Annotated in this window: 15 protein-coding genes and 1 tRNA gene; 11 read left to right on the top strand and 5 right to left on the bottom strand. The window is 65.5% G+C overall.

The features are described 5' to 3' along the window. From DOM45_RS19330 to DOM45_RS19315, 4 genes are all read left to right on the top strand, one after another. Positions 1–3670, top strand: a 3670-nt coding sequence (locus DOM45_RS19330; protein WP_157958478.1) for a beta strand repeat-containing protein, incomplete at its 5' end; no start/stop codon positions are given. 158 nt (positions 3671–3828) lie between these two features. Next, a complete protein-coding gene (locus tag DOM45_RS19325) occupies positions 3829–5235 on the top strand; it encodes a TolC family protein (protein ID WP_110603259.1) in 1407 nt (468 codons plus the stop codon). Next, positions 5232–7391 (top strand): type I secretion system permease/ATPase, encoded by a 2160-nt coding sequence (locus DOM45_RS19320; protein WP_110603257.1) that lies wholly within the window; start codon positions 5232–5234, stop codon positions 7389–7391. The genes DOM45_RS19325 and DOM45_RS19320 overlap by 4 nt, the downstream gene beginning before the upstream one ends. Then, the gene (locus tag DOM45_RS19315; RefSeq protein ID WP_110603255.1) at positions 7392–8579 is read left to right on the top strand and encodes an HlyD family type I secretion periplasmic adaptor subunit; all 1188 of its coding nucleotides are present in this window, start codon (positions 7392–7394) and stop codon (positions 8577–8579) included. A gap of 39 nt (positions 8580–8618) precedes the next feature. On the opposite strand, the gene DOM45_RS19310 is transcribed toward DOM45_RS19315, so the two are convergent. Then, complete coding sequence (locus DOM45_RS19310; RefSeq protein WP_240612477.1) at positions 8619–9320, bottom strand: tetratricopeptide repeat protein; 702 nt, start codon at positions 9318–9320, stop codon at positions 8619–8621. 174 nt (positions 9321–9494) lie between these two features. On the opposite strand from DOM45_RS19310, the gene DOM45_RS19305 reads away from it, so the two are divergent. The 6 genes from DOM45_RS19305 to DOM45_RS19280 all read left to right on the top strand — a co-directional run bounded on the left by DOM45_RS19305 (position 9495) and on the right by DOM45_RS19280 (position 14686). Further along, complete coding sequence (locus DOM45_RS19305) at positions 9495–10619, top strand: acyl-CoA dehydrogenase family protein (protein ID WP_205909517.1); 1125 nt, start codon at positions 9495–9497, stop codon at positions 10617–10619. Beyond that, the gene (locus DOM45_RS19300) at positions 10616–11407 is read left to right on the top strand and encodes a PIG-L deacetylase family protein (protein WP_110603253.1); all 792 of its coding nucleotides are present in this window, start codon (positions 10616–10618) and stop codon (positions 11405–11407) included. Before DOM45_RS19305 ends, DOM45_RS19300 begins: the two co-directional genes overlap by 4 nt. Beyond that, positions 11404–12009, top strand: coding sequence for an SAM-dependent methyltransferase (locus DOM45_RS19295; RefSeq protein WP_205909516.1), 606 nt, complete (start codon positions 11404–11406; stop codon positions 12007–12009). The genes DOM45_RS19300 and DOM45_RS19295 overlap by 4 nt, the downstream gene beginning before the upstream one ends. Before the next feature lie 46 nt (positions 12010–12055). Further along, on the top strand, positions 12056–12703 hold the full coding sequence (locus DOM45_RS19290) for a glycosyltransferase family 2 protein (protein ID WP_110603251.1): 648 nt from the start codon (positions 12056–12058) through the stop codon (positions 12701–12703). Positions 12704–12776: 73 nt separating this feature from the next. After that, on the top strand, positions 12777–13319 hold the full coding sequence (gene greB, locus DOM45_RS19285) for a transcription elongation factor GreB (RefSeq protein WP_110603270.1): 543 nt from the start codon (positions 12777–12779) through the stop codon (positions 13317–13319). 122 nt (positions 13320–13441) lie between these two features. Then, on the top strand, positions 13442–14686 hold the full coding sequence (locus DOM45_RS19280; protein WP_162302643.1) for an EAL and HDOD domain-containing protein: 1245 nt from the start codon (positions 13442–13444) through the stop codon (positions 14684–14686). On the opposite strand, the gene DOM45_RS19275 is transcribed toward DOM45_RS19280, so the two are convergent. Then, complete coding sequence (locus DOM45_RS19275; protein WP_110603247.1) at positions 14670–15677, bottom strand: methyltransferase; 1008 nt, start codon at positions 15675–15677, stop codon at positions 14670–14672. The genes DOM45_RS19280 and DOM45_RS19275 overlap by 17 nt on opposite strands. Next, positions 15677–16513 carry a methyltransferase domain-containing protein gene (locus DOM45_RS19270; RefSeq protein WP_110603245.1) on the bottom strand — a complete coding sequence of 279 codons (837 nt, stop codon included), beginning with the start codon at positions 16511–16513 and terminating at the stop codon, positions 15677–15679. Before DOM45_RS19270 ends, DOM45_RS19275 begins: the two co-directional genes overlap by 1 nt. Before the next feature lie 172 nt (positions 16514–16685). Between DOM45_RS19270 and DOM45_RS19265 the strand changes: the two genes are divergently transcribed. Further along, positions 16686–16762: transfer RNA gene (locus DOM45_RS19265), tRNA-Arg, on the top strand. A gap of 92 nt (positions 16763–16854) precedes the next feature. Here the strand turns inward: DOM45_RS19265 and DOM45_RS19260 are convergent. Further along, entirely contained in the window at positions 16855–17658 is an 804-nt protein-coding gene (locus DOM45_RS19260) for a glutamate racemase (protein WP_110603243.1), read from the bottom strand. Positions 17659–17682: 24 nt separating this feature from the next. After that, complete coding sequence (locus tag DOM45_RS19255; protein WP_110603241.1) at positions 17683–18318, bottom strand: LysE family transporter; 636 nt, start codon at positions 18316–18318, stop codon at positions 17683–17685. Positions 18319–19116 lie beyond the last annotated feature (798 nt).

Below are 19116 nucleotides of genomic sequence, written 5' to 3'. Positions count from 1 at the left end.
CGTGACGCTGGATGTCACCGCGCCAGGTGACGGCGATGGCATCAACAGCGTGACCTTCGTCGACGATGACGGCATCTACAATGCGGCCGATGCCGATGGCGTCACCATCACCGGTCAGGTCGAGGACGGTGCATCGATCAGTACGCTGACCATCACCAGCGCCAATGGCGGCGAGCCCGTGGTGGTCGAAGGCATCGACATTGATGTCACCGATGGATCGTTCTCCTACGTCGCCGACCTATCCGGTCTGGCAGACGGAGAACTGACCGCGACCCTCACGGTCACCGATGCCGCCGGCAACGATGGTACGGTTTCCGACACTGCAACGTTGGATACCACCGCTGATGCCGCGCCGCTGGCAACACTGACCAGCAATGATGACGATGGTCTGGTCAGCACCGACGAAGCCGGTACGGCCAGCTACACCGTCAGCGGCCTGGATGACGACGCCACGGCGGTCGCCACCTTCACCGACGTCAATGGCGATACCGCCACGGCCGATGTCGCTGCCGATGGCACGTTCACGGTCGATCTCTCTGGGCTCGCCGATGGCGAGATCACCAGCTCGCTGGAAATCACCGACACGGCTGGCAATACCGCTATGGTCGACGGTGACAGCGTCACGTTGGATCAGACCGCGCCAGCCGTTGACGACGCCGCGGCCAATATCAGCGAAGCAGGCCTGGATGGAGCGGCCACTGTCACGGTCTCCGGTACCATGACGATCGACGACAGCGGCAGTGGGGTCGAATCCATTACTGTCGGCGGCCCGACGGGCATCACCGCCGGAGGTGAAACCGTCGACTGGAGCGGCAGCTTCAGCGAGGGGATCTACACCCTGAACGGGACGGCGAATGGCACGACCGTGGCCACGCTGACCGTCAGCACGACCGGAGCCTACACCTACACCCAGTCGCAGGCGCTCGACCATCCGCTGGCTGGCGCCGACATCCTGGCGCTGGGATTCGATGTCACCGCCAGCGATCAACTGGGTAACGAGAGCAGCGGCGAACTGACCGTCAACCTGACCGACGATGTCCCCGTCGCCGCGCAGCCGGCATTCTTCGAGATCGACACCGACTCCACAACGGCGACGGGCAGCTTCGTCGAGAGCTACGGTGCCGATGGCGGCTACGTCTCCGAACTCACCATCGACGGCTACACCTTCAGCTACGACCCGGAGACCGACAGCGTTTCCACGACCGGCAGTTCCGAGCTGGTCGTCCCGTTCGAGGATGGCGACTACGACAGCGGCTCCGGGGAGTTGACGATCCAGACCGTCAAGGGCGAGACCTTGACCGTTAATCTGCAGGACGGCAGCTACGACTACGATGCGTCCGGCGCCAACCTGCTGGATCCGGAGCCGGAAGCGGCACCGGTGGTCGCCCTGGGCGCAGACGATAGTCTGCTGGGGCTGGTAGGGGTCGAGGCGCTGGGACTCGCCGACTTCAGCGATCAGCAAGCGTTCGCCGCCACCGATGCCAATAACGACATCACCTCGGTCACTGTCTCGTTGACGGCCCTCAGCATTAGCGTTGGCGCCGGGTTCAGGGCCTCCCAGGCACTGGCCAACGAGTTGGGACTGACCTACAGCGTCGACAATCTCGCGCTACTGGATTTCGACGCCTCGATCACGGTGAGCGCCAGCGACGGCGGCACCATCGACAATCAGGCGCTCAACGAGTTTCTGGGATCGGTCTACTTCAGTTCCGGCCTGGCTAATATCGGCCTGGGATCGACGGTGTCGATCTCCGCAACGGATGCACAAGGCAATACCACCAGCACCTCCAACAGCGACCTTCTCAGCCTCGGGTTGCTGCAGAGCAATGTCCCCACCTACCTGGTCCAGGGTAATGCCAACGCCAATGCCCTGAACGGCACCACCGGTAACGACCGTCTTTACGGCTACGGCGGCAACGATACGCTCAACGGCGGCGAGGGTAACGACCTGCTTCGCGGTGGTGCCGGCAATGACACGCTAAACGGGGGTAGCGGCAACGATATCCTGATCGGGGGAGCCGGCAACGATACCCTGACCGGCGGCACCGGCAATGATGTCTTCCGCTGGGAAGATGGCCATCAGGGCAGCGTCGGCGCACCCGCCAACGACACCGTGACCGATTTCAACGCCAGCCGCGTCTCTTCTGGAGGAGACATTCTCGATCTTGGCAGCCTGCTCCAAGGTGAGGGAAAAGTCGGCAGGAATGCCGGCAACCTGACCAACTACCTGCACTTCGCGCTGGTCGGTACTGCCACGCTGGTCTATGTCAGCAGCGCCGGCGCGTTCCAGGGATTGACCGATGCCGCCGCCAAGGAAGCGGCAGCGGATCAGATCATCACGCTGCAGGGCGTCGATTTGACCGCCAGCGGCGCAAGCGATCTCGCGATCATCGAGACGCTGCTGGCCAACGGCAATCTGATCGTCGATGACGCCTCGGCCGATACCGACCTCTCGGGCAGCGTCTCGACTGGTGTCGACGCAGTGATCTCCGACGGCGATGGCGATACCGCCGGCACCAGTGTCGAGTTCGACAGCACCGGCCAGACACCGCCGACACCCGATCCCGATAACGTCGCTCCCATCGTCCAGGCCAACTCCTCCTCGCTGCTCGGCATCGCCGGCGTGGACTTGCTGGGCCTGATCAGTTTCGGTGACCAGGATCTCTTCGCCGCGGATGCGGATGGCAACCTGCAGTCGGTGACGGTGGCCTACCAGCCGCTGCTCAGCCTCAACCTGACCGCTCTCGAGTTCACCGCCTCCCAGCAGATGGCCGACGAACTGGGGTTGAATCTGTCCTTCGACAACGACCCCGGGCTGCTCGGTCTGGTCGCGCCCTCCGCCAGCGTCACCATCACCGCCGCGGATGGCGGCACGATCGACAATCTGGCGATCAACGAACTGCTGGCCACCGTGGCGTTCGCCGATACCGACGGCTTGCTGGGGCTCAACGCCGATCTCCAGCTCTCGCTGCTCAATTCGACCAGCATTACCGCCACCGACAGCGACGGCCGAACCGCCACGGACTCGCTCGGTGAGTTGGCCAACCTGGACGCCCTGAGCACGCTGCTGGGCAACAACGACAACATCGTCGAGGGCACCAGCGCCAACGAGACGCTCGATGGTGGCGCCGGCAGCCAGCGCCTCTACGGCTACGAGGGCAACGACACCCTCAACGGCGGTGATGGCAATGATTTGCTGCGCGGCGGTGCGGGAGACGACACCCTCAACGGTGGCGCCGGTAACGACCTGCTGATCGACGGCAACGGTGCCGACACCTTCAACGCGGGCGCCGGAGACGACCTGATCGTGACCAGTGGTAACGGCTTCGCCTCGATCGACGGTGGCGACGGGTTCGACACCCTGCTGCTCGACGGTGGCATCGACCTCGACATGGTCAACGGCGACCTCGGCCCCATCACCAATATCGAGCGGCTGGACCTGGGCAGTGGCGACGAGGCCAGCACCGCAACGTTGAGTGCCGAAGTCGTCGACGCCATGACCGATGACGACAACGTGCTGCAGGTCACCGGCGACGAGCAGGACACGCTCAATATCCAGGGGGCAACGGCCGACGGCGCCATCACGCTGGGCGGTACCGCCTATGACCAGTACACCTTCGGAGATACCACCATCCAGGTCGAGCAGGATACCGTCCAGGTCGAGACCTGAGCGATGGCCAGACGCCGCCGCGCCCTGTGGGCCGCGGCGTCGGCCACCATCGACAACAACGCTGGCGACGTGATGTCGCCAGCAGAGGAATATCGCAGTCAGAAGGAAAAACGGTCATCGACGACTTATCCCAACACGCAGAAAGGTGGTCTATACGCATGCTGGCAATCGTCGTCTGTCTAGCGCCGACCCTGGCAAAGGGTCAGGAAGCCGACTGGTGGAATGCCGTGGACCACGAGGCCACCGGCCACGGGGCGCCCAAGGTCGTCCCGAGGATCAATGCGACGCTGCCGACCGAACCCTGGTCGCCCTCGACGACATCGGCGATCAGGCCCACCGATACCGACAGTCGGCCTCACTCCACCTCGCGCTCCGGGCCGCTGTCACTCGAGGATGCCGTGCGTCGGGGGCTGGCAATCAACCCGACGGTCCGCGCGGCGATCGCCGATGCCAGCGCCGCCGGTACCGAGGTGGATATCGCCGAGTGGGGCTACTTCCCCACCGTCGACCTCTCGGCGGGTCCGGAGGAGTTTCCCTTCAGCGAGTTCGGCTACGAGGCCTCGGCCCGTCAGATGCTCTACGACTGGGGCCGCATCGACAGCCAGGTTGCCAGCGCCAGCGCCGCGGAGCGCGAGGCTCGGCGGGCGCTCGGCGTAGCCGAGGAGGAGGCCGCGCTCGATATCGCCGAGGCCTACCTGGACATCCTGGCCGCCAGGCGTCGGCTGGAAGTGACCCAGCGCTATGTCGATGAGCTCGAGACGCTGCGCAGCCTGACCCGGGATCGCGGCAGCACCGGCTATACCGACAGCAGCGAGCAGGGGCGCGTGGCACTGGACCTGGCCCAGGCCCGCGGCGATCTGGCCACGGAACGCGGGTCGCTGAACGATGCCCGTCAGCAGTTCCGAGTGCTGGTCGGGGTCTCCCCGGACGCGCTGGATACGCCCGATCCGGAGACCCTCACCGACCGCCTGGATGACGCGAGGCTGGAAGAGTGGATCGTGGCGGCGCCGGCCTACCGGCAGGCAGTGGCGGCCGCCGAACAGGCACAGGCCGACCTGGACGAGACCCAGGCGTCACTCAAACCGCAGCTCAATCTCGAAGGCTCGCTGGAGCGGCGCCAGATCGGGGGCGAACTGCAGAACGACTCGGTGATCGGGCTGCGCCTGCGAATGGACACGCTACAGGGGCTGGCCAACTTCCAGCGTCCGGACGCCGCCCGGCAACGACTCGAGGCCGCCCGTTACCGCGTCGACAGCCAGCGCCGCGAAATCCGCCGCAGCGTACTGACCTTGATCGAGAATGCCGAAGTCTACCGCCAGCGCCAGCAGGCGCTGACCGACCAGGTCGAGGAAGCCCGGTCCGTGGGCGATCTCTACGACGACCAGTTCTCCGTGGGATTGCGCGACGTCAACGATCTGCTGACGATCCGGCAGGAAGCGTTCTCGGCTCGCCGCCAGCTGATCGACCTGGAGAGTCAGCAGAAGCGCATCCAGTATCGCGCCGCTTCGCAACTGGGATTGATCAACCCGTTGATCACGGGCCGCCTGGGAGATGACATCCCATGAGCCTTTCCTCCTCCCAACGCTTCACGGACCCGATCGACGAGAGCAGCGACCCGCTGCGGGAGGGCATGGTACTGCTGTGCCGCCGCCTGGGCCGCCCCACTTCCATGTCGGAGCTCGGCGACGGGCTACCGTTGGAGCAGGGACGGCTGCCGCTGAGGGAAGTCTCCCGCGCCCTGCGCCGAGCCGGGGTCAGCGCCCGCGTGAGCCGACGCTCGCTGAAGGATATCTCGCCGCGATTGCTGCCGGCGCTGCTGATTCTCGAGAGCGGCGATACGGCACTGCTGGAATCGCTGGACGGCGAGGAAGCCCGCATCGCCCTCCCCGAAGCCGACGGCGGCGAGGAGACGATGACACCGGAAGCCCTGGACGCTCTCTACAGCGGCACGGCGATCTTCGCGCGGCCGGCCGCCCGCAGCGACGACCGCGCCGGCAACTTCGCCCAGGCGCCCCCCAAGCACTGGTTGAAGGAGCCGTTGAGAGCCTGCTGGCCCGCCTATGCCGAAGTCGGCGTCGCCGCCCTGGCCGCCAATGTCCTGGCGATATCCACTGCCCTGTTCGCGATGCAGGTCTACGACCGTGTCGTTCCCAACGCCGCCTTCGATACGCTGTGGGTGCTGGCCAGCGGCGTGGCGCTAGCGGTACTGCTGGAGTTCCTGCTCAAGGGGCTAAGGGCACACCTGCTGGAGGTGATCGGCAAGCGCCTGGATCTCGAACTCTCGTCGAAACTCTTCGAGCAGGCGGTTCGCCTGCGCCTCAACGCCAAGCCCTCCTCCACCGGTGCCTTCACCAGCCAGGTGCGCGAATTCGAATCGGTCCGCGAGTTCTTCACTTCCGCCACCGCCGGCGCCATCAGCGACCTGCCCTTCGTGGCGCTGTTCGTGCTGATCATCGCCTGGATCGGCGGCCCGGTGGCGTGGGTACCGGTGGCCGCCATCGCCGGCATGATCCTTCCCGGACTGCTGCTGCAGCGCTATCTGGCCAGGCTGGCCCGGGAGAACCTGCGCGAGGGCGCGGTCAAGAACGGCGTGCTGCTGGAGTCGCTGGACCAGCTCGAGACCGTCAAGGCTACGCGGGCCGAGGGCAGAAACCTGGCGCTGTGGGAGTCGCTCTCGGCGCAGCTCTCCAACGCCTCGATCCGGCTGAGAGCCGTCACCAGCATGCTGACGCATTCGGCCTCCTTGCTGCAGCAACTGGGGTACGTCGGCATCGTCATCGTCGGCGTCTACCGCATCAGCGCCGGCGACATGACCATCGGTGCGCTGATCGCCTGCTCCATCCTCGGCTCGCGGGCCATCGCCCCGATGGGCCAGACCAGCGCCCTGCTCGCCCGCTGGCAGCACGTCAAGGCGGCGGTCGAGGGGTTGGACGAACTGATGCAGGCCCCCAACGAAAGCGGCACCGGCCAGAAAGTCCGCAAGCCCCGGCTGCACGGCGACTATCGCCTGGAAGAGGTCGTGGTTCGCCATCAGGAAGAAGGGCCAGCCGCGCTGCAGCTCGACGAACTGACGATCGAGGCGGGCTCGCGGATCGCGCTGCTGGGCGGCAACGGTGCCGGAAAATCGACCCTGCTGCGACTGCTTTCCGGTTTCGTCGAGCCCACCGCCGGCCGCGTGATGCTCGACGACATCAATATCACCCAGATCGAATCCGCCGACCGGCGCCAGGCGATCGGCTATCTCCCTCAGGATATCGAACTGTTCTACGGCACCCTGCGGGACAATCTGACCCTGGATGGCGCGGCCTACGAGGACGAGGAGATCTTCCAGGCGCTGGACGGCGTCGGCCTGGGCCGATTCGTGCGCAGTCATCCCCAGGGGCTGGAGTTGCCGATCGCCTCCAGCGGCAGCGTCTCCGGCGGGCAGCGTCAGGCCATCGGCCTCGCCCGGCTGGTGCTGCAGGATCCCCGCATCGTGCTGATGGACGAGCCCACGGCCGCCTTCGACCAGAACAACGAAAAACGCGCCGTGGCATTCCTCAAACGGTGGATGGAAGGTCGCACGCTGATCGTCTCGACTCACAAGAAGCCGCTGCTGGACCTCACCGAGCGCGCCATCGTCCTGCGCGAGGGCAAGCTGGCGATGCAGGGCAACCTCGACCAGGTCGTGCAGGGCAATCGGGTCGCTTCCGGCAACCCGAGCCCGAGGGAGGGACGCTAGATGGCTACCACACTCAGCGACCAGGAGCTGCAGCGCCAGCTTGGCGACCCGCGCGCCAACCTGCGCCATCCGCTCGCCCGCCCCGTGGTGTGGGCCGTCCTCGTCTGCCTGATCAGTTTCATCGGCTGGTCCGCCTGGGCGCACATCGCCGTGGTGACCCACGGCCAGGGCCGCGTGATTCCAGTCAGCCGCATCCAGTCGATCCAGAGTCTGGAAGGCGGGATCATCGATGAGATCAAGGTGCGCGAAGGCGATATCGTCGACAAGGGCCAGTTGCTGGTCAAGCTCAGCGGCACGCGCTTCCGCAGTGCCTACCAGGAGACGGAAAACCAGGTCCAGGCGCTGAAAGCCGCCATCGCCAGGCTGCAGGCCGAGGTGCTCGAGGCGGATAGCATCGACTTCCCGGCGGATGTCGACGCCCAGAGCTCGCTGGCCCGCTCCGAGCGCGAGCTGTTCCACGCCCGCCGGGAAAAGCTGCGCGAGGCCACCGACTCGCTGGACCACGAGATCCAGATGGCCAGCCGACGACTGAACCTGATCCAGCCGCTGGTCGAGCGCAAGGCCGTCAGCCAGATGGAGGCGCTGCAGCTACAGCAGGACATCGCCTCGCTGCGTGGCAAGCGCGCCGAGATCCAGAACAGCTACGTGCAGGACGCCTACACCGAACTGACGGACAAGAAGGGTGAGCTGTCGTCGCTGGAGCAGGTCCTGGTGCAGCGCCAGGATCAGTACCAGCGTACCGAGCTTCACTCGCCGGTGCATGGCCGGGTCAACGCGATCAACTACACCACCCGGGGCGGCGTAGTGCCCCCGGGCGAGACCATCATGGAAGTGATTCCGCTGGAGGACCAGCTGCTGCTCGAGGCCAAGATCAAGCCGCAGGACGTTGCGTTCCTGGCGCCCGGCATGCCTGCCAGCGTCAAGATCACCGCCTACGATTACACGATCTACGGCGATCTCGAAGGCACGGTCGAGCAGATCAGCGCGGATACCATAGAGGAAGAGACACCACGGGGCACGGAATCCTACTACAAGGTCTACATCCGCACCGACGGCGGCTCGTTGACGCACCATGGCAAGGAGCTGCCGATCATCCCCGGCATGATCGCCCAGGTCGATATCCAGACCGGCGAGCGCAGCGTGCTGGACTACCTGCTCAAGCCACTGCTGAAAGCGAAACTCTATTGAGGCTTGCCAGCGCCGTGCAACGGCGCTGGCGGTACTGGCTTACCGATGCTCGGCGAGCCAGCGCTCTGCCTGCTGGCGCAGTGCTTCGTCGGAGCTGCGATCCGCCCGCGCCTGCCCCGCCACCGCCCGCTGGGCGTAATCGAGGGCCTGGGCATGCTCGCCTTCATCCTCCAGATATTGGGCATAGTAGAAGTTGGTATCGATGCCGTCGGGCCGGATATCCACCGCCTTTCGCAGCAGCTCCCGCGCCTTGTCCGAATCGCCGAACGCGATCGGCCAGCCCGGCGCGTGCTGGTAGAGCGCACCCAATGTCACGTAGGCCGAGCCGTTCTCGCCCTGGGGATCGATGGCGATCGCCTTTTCCAGCGCCGTGCGCGCCCGCTTGGCCAGGTCCAGCGCCCCCAGGCCGCCCTTCGCCTTGGCGTAGGACGCCAGCACGACCCCCTGGGCCGTCAGCACATGGGCGTTGTCCGGCTGATTCCTGGCCAGCGCATCGGCCTCGTCGGCCAGGTCTGCGAACGCCTTCATGCGGGCGTCGCCCTGCATCTGGTACTCGACGTTGCCCCACCGCTGCATGAGGGAGAACAGGGTCGCATCCGGCGTCTGCGCCACGGCGGCCGCTGCCGCGAACAGGAGTCCCACCACCACGCCGATCCGCAGCACCGGCCGACGCCAGAAGCGGTAAGAGGGAAAACGCTGCCGCCAATGTCGTTGCACTGCCGCAAAACCTGAAAGAGCCATCGGTGCCACTCCTGAAAGAGCCATCGTTGCAATCTAACGAGCGTTTGAATTCACCACTATAGGGTTTTAGTCGCAGGCTCTGGGCCCGGACCTCGAAATGGCAGCCGAAAACTGAATAACGTCTACGCTCAGGGGTGATAGGCACCGACGTGCCGCCTGGCGAGGTAGATCGTCGTGACAGATGTCATGGAGTCGCTCCCCCCCTGCCTCTCGGCTTCCGAGTTTGCCGCGTCGCTGCGCCGGCTTACCGCCGATTGGCCCCACCCTGCTGCCGATCCCGAATCGCTGGCGCGACGTCTGCGGCAACTCGTGGCATCGCGACTCGACCGGATCGATCTCCCCGCGCAGGGAAGAACGCTTGCCCGATGGCAACATCTGTCGGATATCGCCGCGCTCGATCTCGGCCTGGCCAAGCTGTTCGAGGGCCATACCGACGCCCTGGCGATTCTGGCCGAGATATCCCAGCCCAGCCGCTATCCCGCCACGGCACGCTGGGGCGTCTGGGCGGCAGAGCCGCCTCTCGCCCGCCTGACGCTGAGGCCCGCCTCCGAACGATCGGGAGCGCTGGTCGATGGCGACGACGTCGTTCTCGACGGGACCAAGGCGTGGTGTTCAGGGGCGCATGCCGTGACCCATGCGCTGGTAACTGCCTGGTTCGAGGAAATGCCCTGTCTCGCCGCCGTGGACCTGTCCCAGCCCGGTGTCCAGGTGACCAAGCGTGGCTGGGCGGCGGTCGGCATGGCCGCGACTGCCAGCGTCGAGGTCGAGTTCGAGAACGTCGAGGCCACCCTGGTCGGCGATCCCGAAGCCTATCTTCGACGCCCCGGATTCTGGCAGGGCGGTATCGGCGTTGCGGCGTGCTGGTGGGGCGGTGCGCAACGGATCGGTGAGACCCTGCTGGCCGGGGCCACCCCGGGCGATCCCCATCGCCTGGCCCATCTCGGCATGGTGGATCTCGCCCTGCACAACGGCGCCGCGAGACTGCGCGAGGCTGCCGCCTGGATCGATGCTCACCCGGCAGAGAACGCCCAGTTTCTCGCGCTATCGGTCAGGGCCGCGATCGACGACATGGTCGCCACGATCATCGAGCACGCCGGGCGTGCACTGGGCGCCGCCCCTTACTGTCGCGATGCGGCCTTCTCCCGGATGATGGCGGACCTGCCGGTCTTCGTGCGCCAGACCCACGCGGAGCGGGATCTCGAGTCGATAGGCCGCGACTTGCTGCAGCGGCGCCAGGACGACAAGGCGCCGCTCCCCAGTGACGAATCCCCTCACCATGGATGGAGATTGATGTCATGAATCACGAAGCCACGGAGTCCGAAGCGGCCACGGCCGACGATGACCGCCGAATCGTCGGCGCGGGCACACCGCTCGCCGAGTGGCGGCAATGGCAAGGTCTCTCGGCACTTCCCGCGGTCGACGCCGGGACGCTGGTGCCCGCAGGCTCCCACGCCGTGGTCGTTGCCCCTCATCCCGACGACGAGATTCTCGGCTGCGGCGCGCTGCTGCAGCAGTGGTCGGCACTGGGTCGCGAGTTGTTGATCGTGTCGGTCACGGAGGGGACCGGCAGCCACCCCGATTCTTCAGCCTGGCCGCCGGAGCGGCTGGGCCAGGTGCGACCCGAGGAGAGCCGGCGGGCGTTGTCGCGGCTCGGCCTGGAGGGGGTGGACGTCATCCGGCTGCATCTCACCGACACCCGGGTCGGCGAGGAGGCCCATGAATTGGCCTATCGCCTGCACCGGCTCCTGCGGCCCGACGACGTGCTCGTCACCACCTGGCGAGGTGACGGCCACCCGGACCATGAGGCTACGGGGCGCGTCTGCGCCCAGCTCGCCGACGACCACCGGCTGGCGCTGGTCGAACTACCGATCTGGATGTGGCACTGGGCCAAGCCCGAGGACATTCGCGTCCCCTGGCACCGGGCCCGGCGCGTTACCGTCGATCACGATCAACTCGCGCGCAAGCGAGCGGCGATGACCGAACATGCCAGCCAGTGCGAGCCCGACCCGTCGACGGGCCGGCCCGCCGTTCTGTCGTCGCCCACGCTTGCTCGTCTCATGCAGGACCACGAGGTGGTGCTGACATGAGCGAAGCCTCGCTGATGGCCCATTTCGAGCGGCTCCATGCCGGCTCTCCCGACCCCTGGGGGTGCGACACACGCTGGTACGAAGCCCGCAAGCGCGCCTTGACCCTCGCCATGCTGCGCCGGGAGCGCTACCTCCACGGCTTCGAGCCCGGCTGTTCGGTAGGCGCGCTGAGCGCGGCGCTGGCCCGGCGCTGCGACAGCTTCACCGGCTGGGATGCCAGCGCCAGCGCCGTGGCCCGCGCCAGAAAGCGGCTTGGGCATCTCGACCATGTGCGCTTCGAACGACGCGAGCTCCCCACTGCCCTGCCCTTGGCCACCTTCGACCTGATCGTTTTCAGCGAGATAGGTTACTACCTGGACGAGACAGCATTGGGGGCCACGCTACAGTCGCTACAGCGCGCCCTGGCACCCGCCGGTGATTTCATCGCCTGCCACTGGCGCCACCCCCTGGCCGACGGCTATCGCTCCGGCGATGCCGTGCATGAGTGTCTGCACGAGCAACTGGGGCTGACCGCGGTATCGAGTCTGGTCGAGCCGGACTTTCGAATCGAACTGTGGTCCGGAGAGGCATCCGAGGCCGTGCCGACGGGAGAATCACGATGACGCTGGCGACAACCAGGAGACACCCGGTGCCGCGGAGTCCCGCACCTTGATCGGTATCGTGGTACCCGCCCATGACGAGGAGGAAACGCTCGGCGCCTGTATCGCTTCGCTGCAGGTCGCTGCCGCGCACCCGGCCTTGCAGTCCGAACCCGTCCGAATCGTGATCGTGCTGGACGCCTGCCGGGATGGCTCTGCGGCGATCGCCCGCCAGGCTGGCGTCGCGCGGCTCGAGGTCGCCTTTACCAACGTCGGCCGAGCCAGGCATCACGGGGCGAGCTGGGCGATCGACCAGGGCGCACGATGGCTGGCCTTCACCGACGCCGACACGGTCGTCGAGGCCGACTGGCTGGCGCGCCAGATCGCCAGTGCCGCCGATGTGGTGTGCGGCAGCGTCCATCTGCTCGATTGGGCGACGCTCTCGACGGAACTTCGCCGGCGCTACCTCTCCCACCGTCGATCCGTGACGGCCGGAAGACATATCCACGGCGCCAATCTCGGTGTGAGTGTCGCTGCCTATCTCGCGGTGGGGGGCTTTTCGCCATTGACCGCCGACGAGGATGTCGCGCTGGTGGAGGCGCTCCGACAACGGGGATTCACTGTCGACTGGTTGCAGGAGATGCGGGTCAAGACGAGTTCCCGCCGGAAAGGCCGGGCACCGGGCGGGCTGGGGGCGTTGCTGGAGTCGCTCGAGTAGGGCGTCAATGGCCGGCGCCGTGGCATTCGCGTTAGGCTACCGCCATCCTCAGGCCGTTGGAGACGCCACCTCGATGCAAGGACGGAACATGACTCGCTGGCGTGATCCCAAGAAGGATCCGCGCCAGGAGAAGAAAAGCAATCTGATCACGCCACAGGGTTTCGACCGGCTCCAGGGCATTCACGATCATCTCTCCCGCGTCAAGCGACCGCAATTATCGACCAAGGTCGGTGAAGCCGCCGCGCTGGGTGACCGCAGCGAAAATGCGGACTACACCTACAACAAGAAGGAGCTCAACCGGGTCATCGCGCGAATCCGCTATCTCCGCAAGCGCCTGGACGAGCTGCAGGTCGTCGACCGCTTGCCGGCGGATACGGGAAAGGTCTATTTCGGCGCCTATGTCACGCTGGAAGACGATAACGGGGAGGCGCTTTGTGTGCGCCTGGTCGGCCATGACGAAACCGACACCGGCAAGCACTGGATCAGCGTCGATGCCCCCCTGGCCCGGGCGCTAATGGGAAAAGCGCTGGACGACGACGTCGTGGTCGCTGCACCCGGCGGCGAGACCCACTATATCGTCACCGATATTCGCTATACGGACGGCGATCGTCAGTGAAGGCCTGCAAGACCTTTGAATGAATCGGCGGAGATTCAGAAAGCGGCGTAACGGTCGATAGACAAACTCGTAAGCAGCGGCGTCGACGAATCGAGATGAACGATACCCACCGAGGACAGCCCATGCAGGAGGCCTCCGACCACCCAGCACCGGCGGTCCTGTTCGCGCGGCAGCCGATTTTCGACGCCTCTCTGGATATCGTCGCATTCGAGCTGCTGTTCCGCCCCACCGATGGCGGCCCGATGCCGATGCCATTCGATGGCAACCGGGCGACCAGCACCGTCTTGCTGAATGCCTTCACCCAGGGCGATCTGAACACGGTCAGCCAGGGCAAACCGCTGTACGTGAACTTCACCTCCGAAACGCTCAGCGACGACCTGCCGTTCGACGCTTCCCGACTGGTCGTGGAGCTGCTGGAAGACATCCCGTTCGATGACGCTATCCGCGCCCAGTTGGAAGCGCTGCGGCAGCGGGGGTTCACGCTCGCGCTGGACGACTATGCCGAGACCGATGCCACCCATCCCTGCCTGCCACTCGTGGATATCGTCAAACTCGAATACCCGCACTACAGCGAGGCAGGGTTCGATCACATCGTCCAGCAGTTACGCCGGCACTATCCAACGCTCAAGATCCTGGCGGAAAAACTGGAGACGGAGGAGGATCTCAGACGCTGCCAGCGGGCCGGCTGCGACCTGTTCCAGGGCTACTTCCTCGCTCGCCCCCAGCTCGTTCACGGCGCGGCGGTCACCACCGACCGCCTCGCCACCCTCAAGCTCATCGCGACGCTCAACAAGCCGAAAGTCAGCGTGGGCGAAATCTCGACGGCGATCGAGCGCGACCCGACCCTGGGCGTACGACTGCTGCGGCTGGTGAATACGGCGCAGTATCAGCGCCAGGTCGACATCACCTCGCTGCGTCAGGCCGTAGCCCTGATCGGCACCCACCGTATCCGCAGCCTGGCGACGTTGCTGGCGCTGTCGGAGATGGAGGACAAACCGGAGTCGCTGCAGCAGCTGGCACTGTCACGCGCCTGTCTCTGCCGTGAACTGGCGGTCGGTAACCCGGACCTGGCCGAAAAGGCCTTCATCGCGGGGCTGTTCTCCTATCTGGAAGCCTTTTTCAATCGCCCCCTCGAGGAGCTGGTCGAATCGCTCCCGCTGCACGCCTCGATCACGGCGGCCCTGCTGCATCACGATGGGCCGGTGGGCACGCTGCTGGAGACCGCGACTCGGCTGGAGAGCGGCGAGTGGAACGAGATTCCCTGGGCACGCCTGACATCGCTGGGCATCAAGCCCTCGAACATCGGCGAGGCGAATCAGCGCGCCATGCAATCCATGAGGGAACTGCAGACTAGCGCCAGGCTTTGATCGCCCGATAAACCCGGAACCGCCGATCGTCGGCCAGCACCTCGAAATCGCCGAAGGCCGCCCGCAGCCACTCCGGGTACGGCAGGAAGGCGTTGGCGACCAGGGTCAGACTGCCACCGCCGACGAGATGCGCCGGCGCCTCCTTGATCAACCTCTCGGCGGGCCCGTAATCGATGGCGCGCTCCTGGTGGAACGGCGGGTTGCTGACGATGGCGTCGAAGGTGGCGTCGATCTGGTCGTAGACATCGCTCTGGACGACGCGGCCGCTCAGCCGGTTGGCTACCAAGCTGCGGCGGGTCGCCTCGACCGCGAACGCGTTGATGTCTCCCGCCGTGACCTCGCACCCCTCTCGGGCCAGCCAGGCCGTCAGAATGCCGTCGCCACACCCCACGTCCAGAGCCTTGATCGCTGACTTGCCGGAGGCCGGCAGTGGCGACCGGGTCACGGCCTCCATCAGCAGCCGGGTGCCGTCGTCCACCTTGCCATGGCCGAAGACGCCCGGGTGCGTCGCCAGGGTCAGGCCATCCACCGTCAAGGTGCGCCAGACGGACTCGGTGTCGCCGGCGTTTTCCGCCGTGCGGGTGGCGAACAACGTGCAGCGACGCGCCGTATCCAGCTTCCGACACGCCTGGTCCAGGCCCGCCAGCACCTTGGGAACCCGCTTGATACCTCCCTGGTTCTCCCCCACGATCTGCAGCGGCGTGCCGGCTGGCAGCGCCGCATTCAGCGCCGTCAACCACCATGCCCCCAGCGCATGACTCTTGGGCCAGAACAGCACCGCCCCCGGCACCTCAGTGGGTGGCGGCGTCAAGGCGTCGTAGGCCGGTCGCCCCGCCCGCTGCCACGCCGAGCAAACATCCAGGTCCGCGCTCCAGACCAGCCCTTCACCCGACTCCAGCCAGCCGTCGCGTGGCGGCGCGACCCACAGCCAGCCGCGATAATCGGCATCCTGGCGCGCCAGCAACTGACAGGCGGGGGACTGCATCGCCATCAAGACATCTCCTTGGGGTCGGTGCCGTCGGCACGTCGAATCAGATAGTGAAGGTAGCGCCCCAGCCGCCAGTGCGGCTCGACCCGGCAGTAACGCTTCTCGAGCTCGATGATCGTCTCGAGTTGCGCCTCGCTCGGTGAGCGCTCACGCAGGTAGTCGTGGAAAATCCGGATGCCGGCGACACTTTCGATCACCAGCCCCTCCTCCCGACACCAGCGCTCGATATCGGCATGCGTCAACGGCGAGATCGGCGTCAGGCGTTGGCGCCGGCCGGTGCCCGACAGCCGATCCTCCAGCGCCTTGTCGAGATTGCCCTTGACCACGTTGGAGAAACGCAGCGCATCGCGGTTGAACACCATCAAGGAGAGCCGGCCGCCCGGCGCCAGCAACGCGTTCAGGATGGAGAACGCCTCGCGCGGCTGCGCCAGCCACTCCAGCACGGCGTGACAGACGATCAACGGCCACGGCCCTGGCGCCTGCTCGGGCAAAGCCTGGATCGGCGCCTGCAGCGTCTGGACAGGCAGCCCGCCGAAGCTGGCCCGCGCCCCCGCCAGCATGTCCGCCGAGGGTTCCGCCAGGGTGACGCGATGGCCCCGCTCGGCCAGCCAGCCGCTCATCTGGCCGAGGCCGCCGCCGACATCCAGCGCCGGCCCACCTTCCGGCGGCAGGGCGCGGGACAGCACGTCGTCGAGCACCGCCAGACGGATCTGGCCCCGCGCCGTGGCATAGAGGCTGTTGGCGAACTTGTCGGCCAGGCCGTCGAAGATCCGGTCCTGTCCCACGGGAATATCGTTGCCGTGCCGCGTGCGCGGGGCGGTGTCATCAGAACAAGGCATGAGATAGCGATGGCTCGAATCGGGAAGGCGGCATTGTACCAATGCCGACGCGGAGCGTCCCGGCGCAATGGCGACCGCGGGTTTATCTTGGCGAATCCGGCGCTTATACTATGCGCCGCCAGAGACGCACGCGCCGTCCATTCCACGGCGGCCGTCACTGCCTACCGATCTCGCCCCCATAGCTCAGCTGGATAGAGCGGTCCCCTCCTAAGGGACAGGTCTCAGGTTCGAATCCTGATGGGGGCACCAAATCGATTTCTCCCGTCAGGCCCGACCCTGCGGCCGAGCAAGCTACCTGGCGAGCGAATCCGGCAACCCGACGTCACCGACGAGAGAGCCCATCACCGCGGCGCCTCGACGACCTCGAGCGTGAGATCGACGCCCAGTCGATCCAGCATGCGCCGGAAATCGCTGACCGAATAACGCGCGTCTTCCGTGACCAGCGTCCTGATTATCCCCGTACCCACAGTTCCGGAGCCAAGATTCGCCACCACACTCTCGGCGGGGTCCAGAAACCGGCATTGAGGGCGCGCACGCTCGAAAAACGCCTTCAGCCATGGCAGGTGCGTGCTCGATAGCGTCAGCACGTCGATATCGGGCTTCCGCCGAAAGAGGGTCTCCACGAAGTCGTCGACGCTCGCCTGTGTGCCTTGCGGGTCGAACAGAAACGCCCCGCTTTCGACCAGCTCCACCATGCTCGAGGCGTTGATCAGCTCGACCCTGGCACCGGCGAGGTCATGGGACGCCACGAAGCTCTCCAGCATCTCGCTTTCGACCAGCGACTCGACGCCCATGATGCCCACCGCATGATTGGTCGAGCTTGCCAGCGCCGCCTCCAGGGGTGGAAAGACGCCGAAGACCGGCAAGCGCGTCAGAGGGCGCACCGATTCGAGTACGGTGATCGATGGCGCGTTGGAAGCGATGACGATGGCCGAGGGGTCGAAACTCTCCAGAAAGCGCAACGTCCGCTCCATGACCCGGGCCAGCTCGTCGGGCGCCTTGCTCCCGTAGGGAAAACTGGCACGATCCGCGAAGTAGATCACATCCTGTCTAGGTAAGCGCCGCTGTATCTCCGCCACGATGGCGTAGCTGCCGATTCCGGCATCGAAGACCGCTATGGGCCGGTGCAGGGCTGTCGATTCCATGAAATTCCTGATCTCCGTGAAGGCTTAGCGGTGTGAAGTGGCCAGGGCGCCACCCGCTGCCATGAAAAGCCCACCGGTGGTGCGGTTGAACAGGCGCACGCGGCGTGGCGTGCCAAACCAGCGGCTGACCGTCGAACCTACCGAGGCGTAGGCGGTCATCGTCGCTAGATCGACCGCGAGCCACGTCAGCGCGAGGATCACGAACTGTGACCACTGCGGCTGCCCCAGGTCGATGAAGTTGGGAAAGAGCGCGCCGAAGAACAACAGATCCTTGGGATTGCTGATCCCTACGGTGAAGCCCTTGCTGAATAGCCGCCGCCTGGAGCGAATGCCGTTCGTAACGTCCATATTGGCTTCGGGCGATGCCATTGGCTCGGCGGGCGCACGCCACGCCTGGATGCCGAGATAGACAAGGTAGGCCGCACCTACCGCTTTCAACACGACGAAGGCGGTTTCCGATGTCGCGAGAATCGCCCCCAGGCCCAGAGACGACAGCGCCATCAAGGCAAGCGATGCCAGTGCTCCCCCCACCACCGTCGCCAAGGCGCGTCGCCGGCCGTGACGCAACCCGTGGTGCATGCAAAGCAAAGCGACAGGGCCCGGAAACAGGATAAGAGCGGTGATAACACCGAGGTACGTCAGCCATACGGCAAAATCCATCGTTTCGAGTCCTCGTGTGGAGCGTGATGGCATCTAAGAGGGACGAGCGTCATACCTGATGACCCGTTCGAGCTTATCTTGCGAGCCTTGATTCGTCTCGACCTTATCGAGCTACCTGGCTCTCCCCCTCCCCGGCTCGAGTTCGGGCGCGATAGCCACAAACCAGCGATATTGGCTCAGGCAACAGATAGACAAAAGGCGCATTCCTGAGAAAGCCAGAGTAAGCCAATGTGTTACCACATGGTAACGAGTGGAGTGGCTGTGGCCACTACAGGAGCTTGGCTCGGCGCGATTTACGCCGCCAGCGCCGGCGCGCTGTCGACTCCCCGCCCCGCCTGCGCGCTAAATGGGTCGAAAATTACGCAGGCGCAGAAATGGCCTCGGGCCGCGCCACTACTGGCGTGGATGGGGGGCGTAGGCAGCAGAGAAATTATGCGGATTTATGCAATTTTACCCACTGCAGACGGTTGGAAGAGGGTGGAAAACACTCAAGTCTTTCCGTGCAACGTCCGATAGACAAAAGGGGCATTCTTGAGAAAGCCTGAGTAAGCCGAAGTGTTACTAAATGGTAACGAGATAGGCGACTGAGGCCATTCGTAGGGCCGGGACACCCCTAGGTGCGGCGTTAACCGACGGCGCGCTGTCGTCTCCCCTCCCCGCCTGCGCGAAATGGATCAGTTTTGATGCAATGTTGAATAGGTAAAAGCCGCGCAGTTGCCGGAACGAAACTGGAGCTGTTAGGGGAGAGACATGGTTCGAAATGATTCATTTTGTAGTGATGCCATGGAGGCGATCTGG

The sequence above is a fragment of the Salinicola lusitanus genome (assembly GCF_003206045.1).
GTDB lineage: Bacteria > Pseudomonadota > Gammaproteobacteria > Pseudomonadales > Halomonadaceae > Salinicola > Salinicola lusitanus.
Note: the sequence above shows the minus strand (reverse complement) of the source record. Positions and strands in the feature narration are given on the sequence as shown.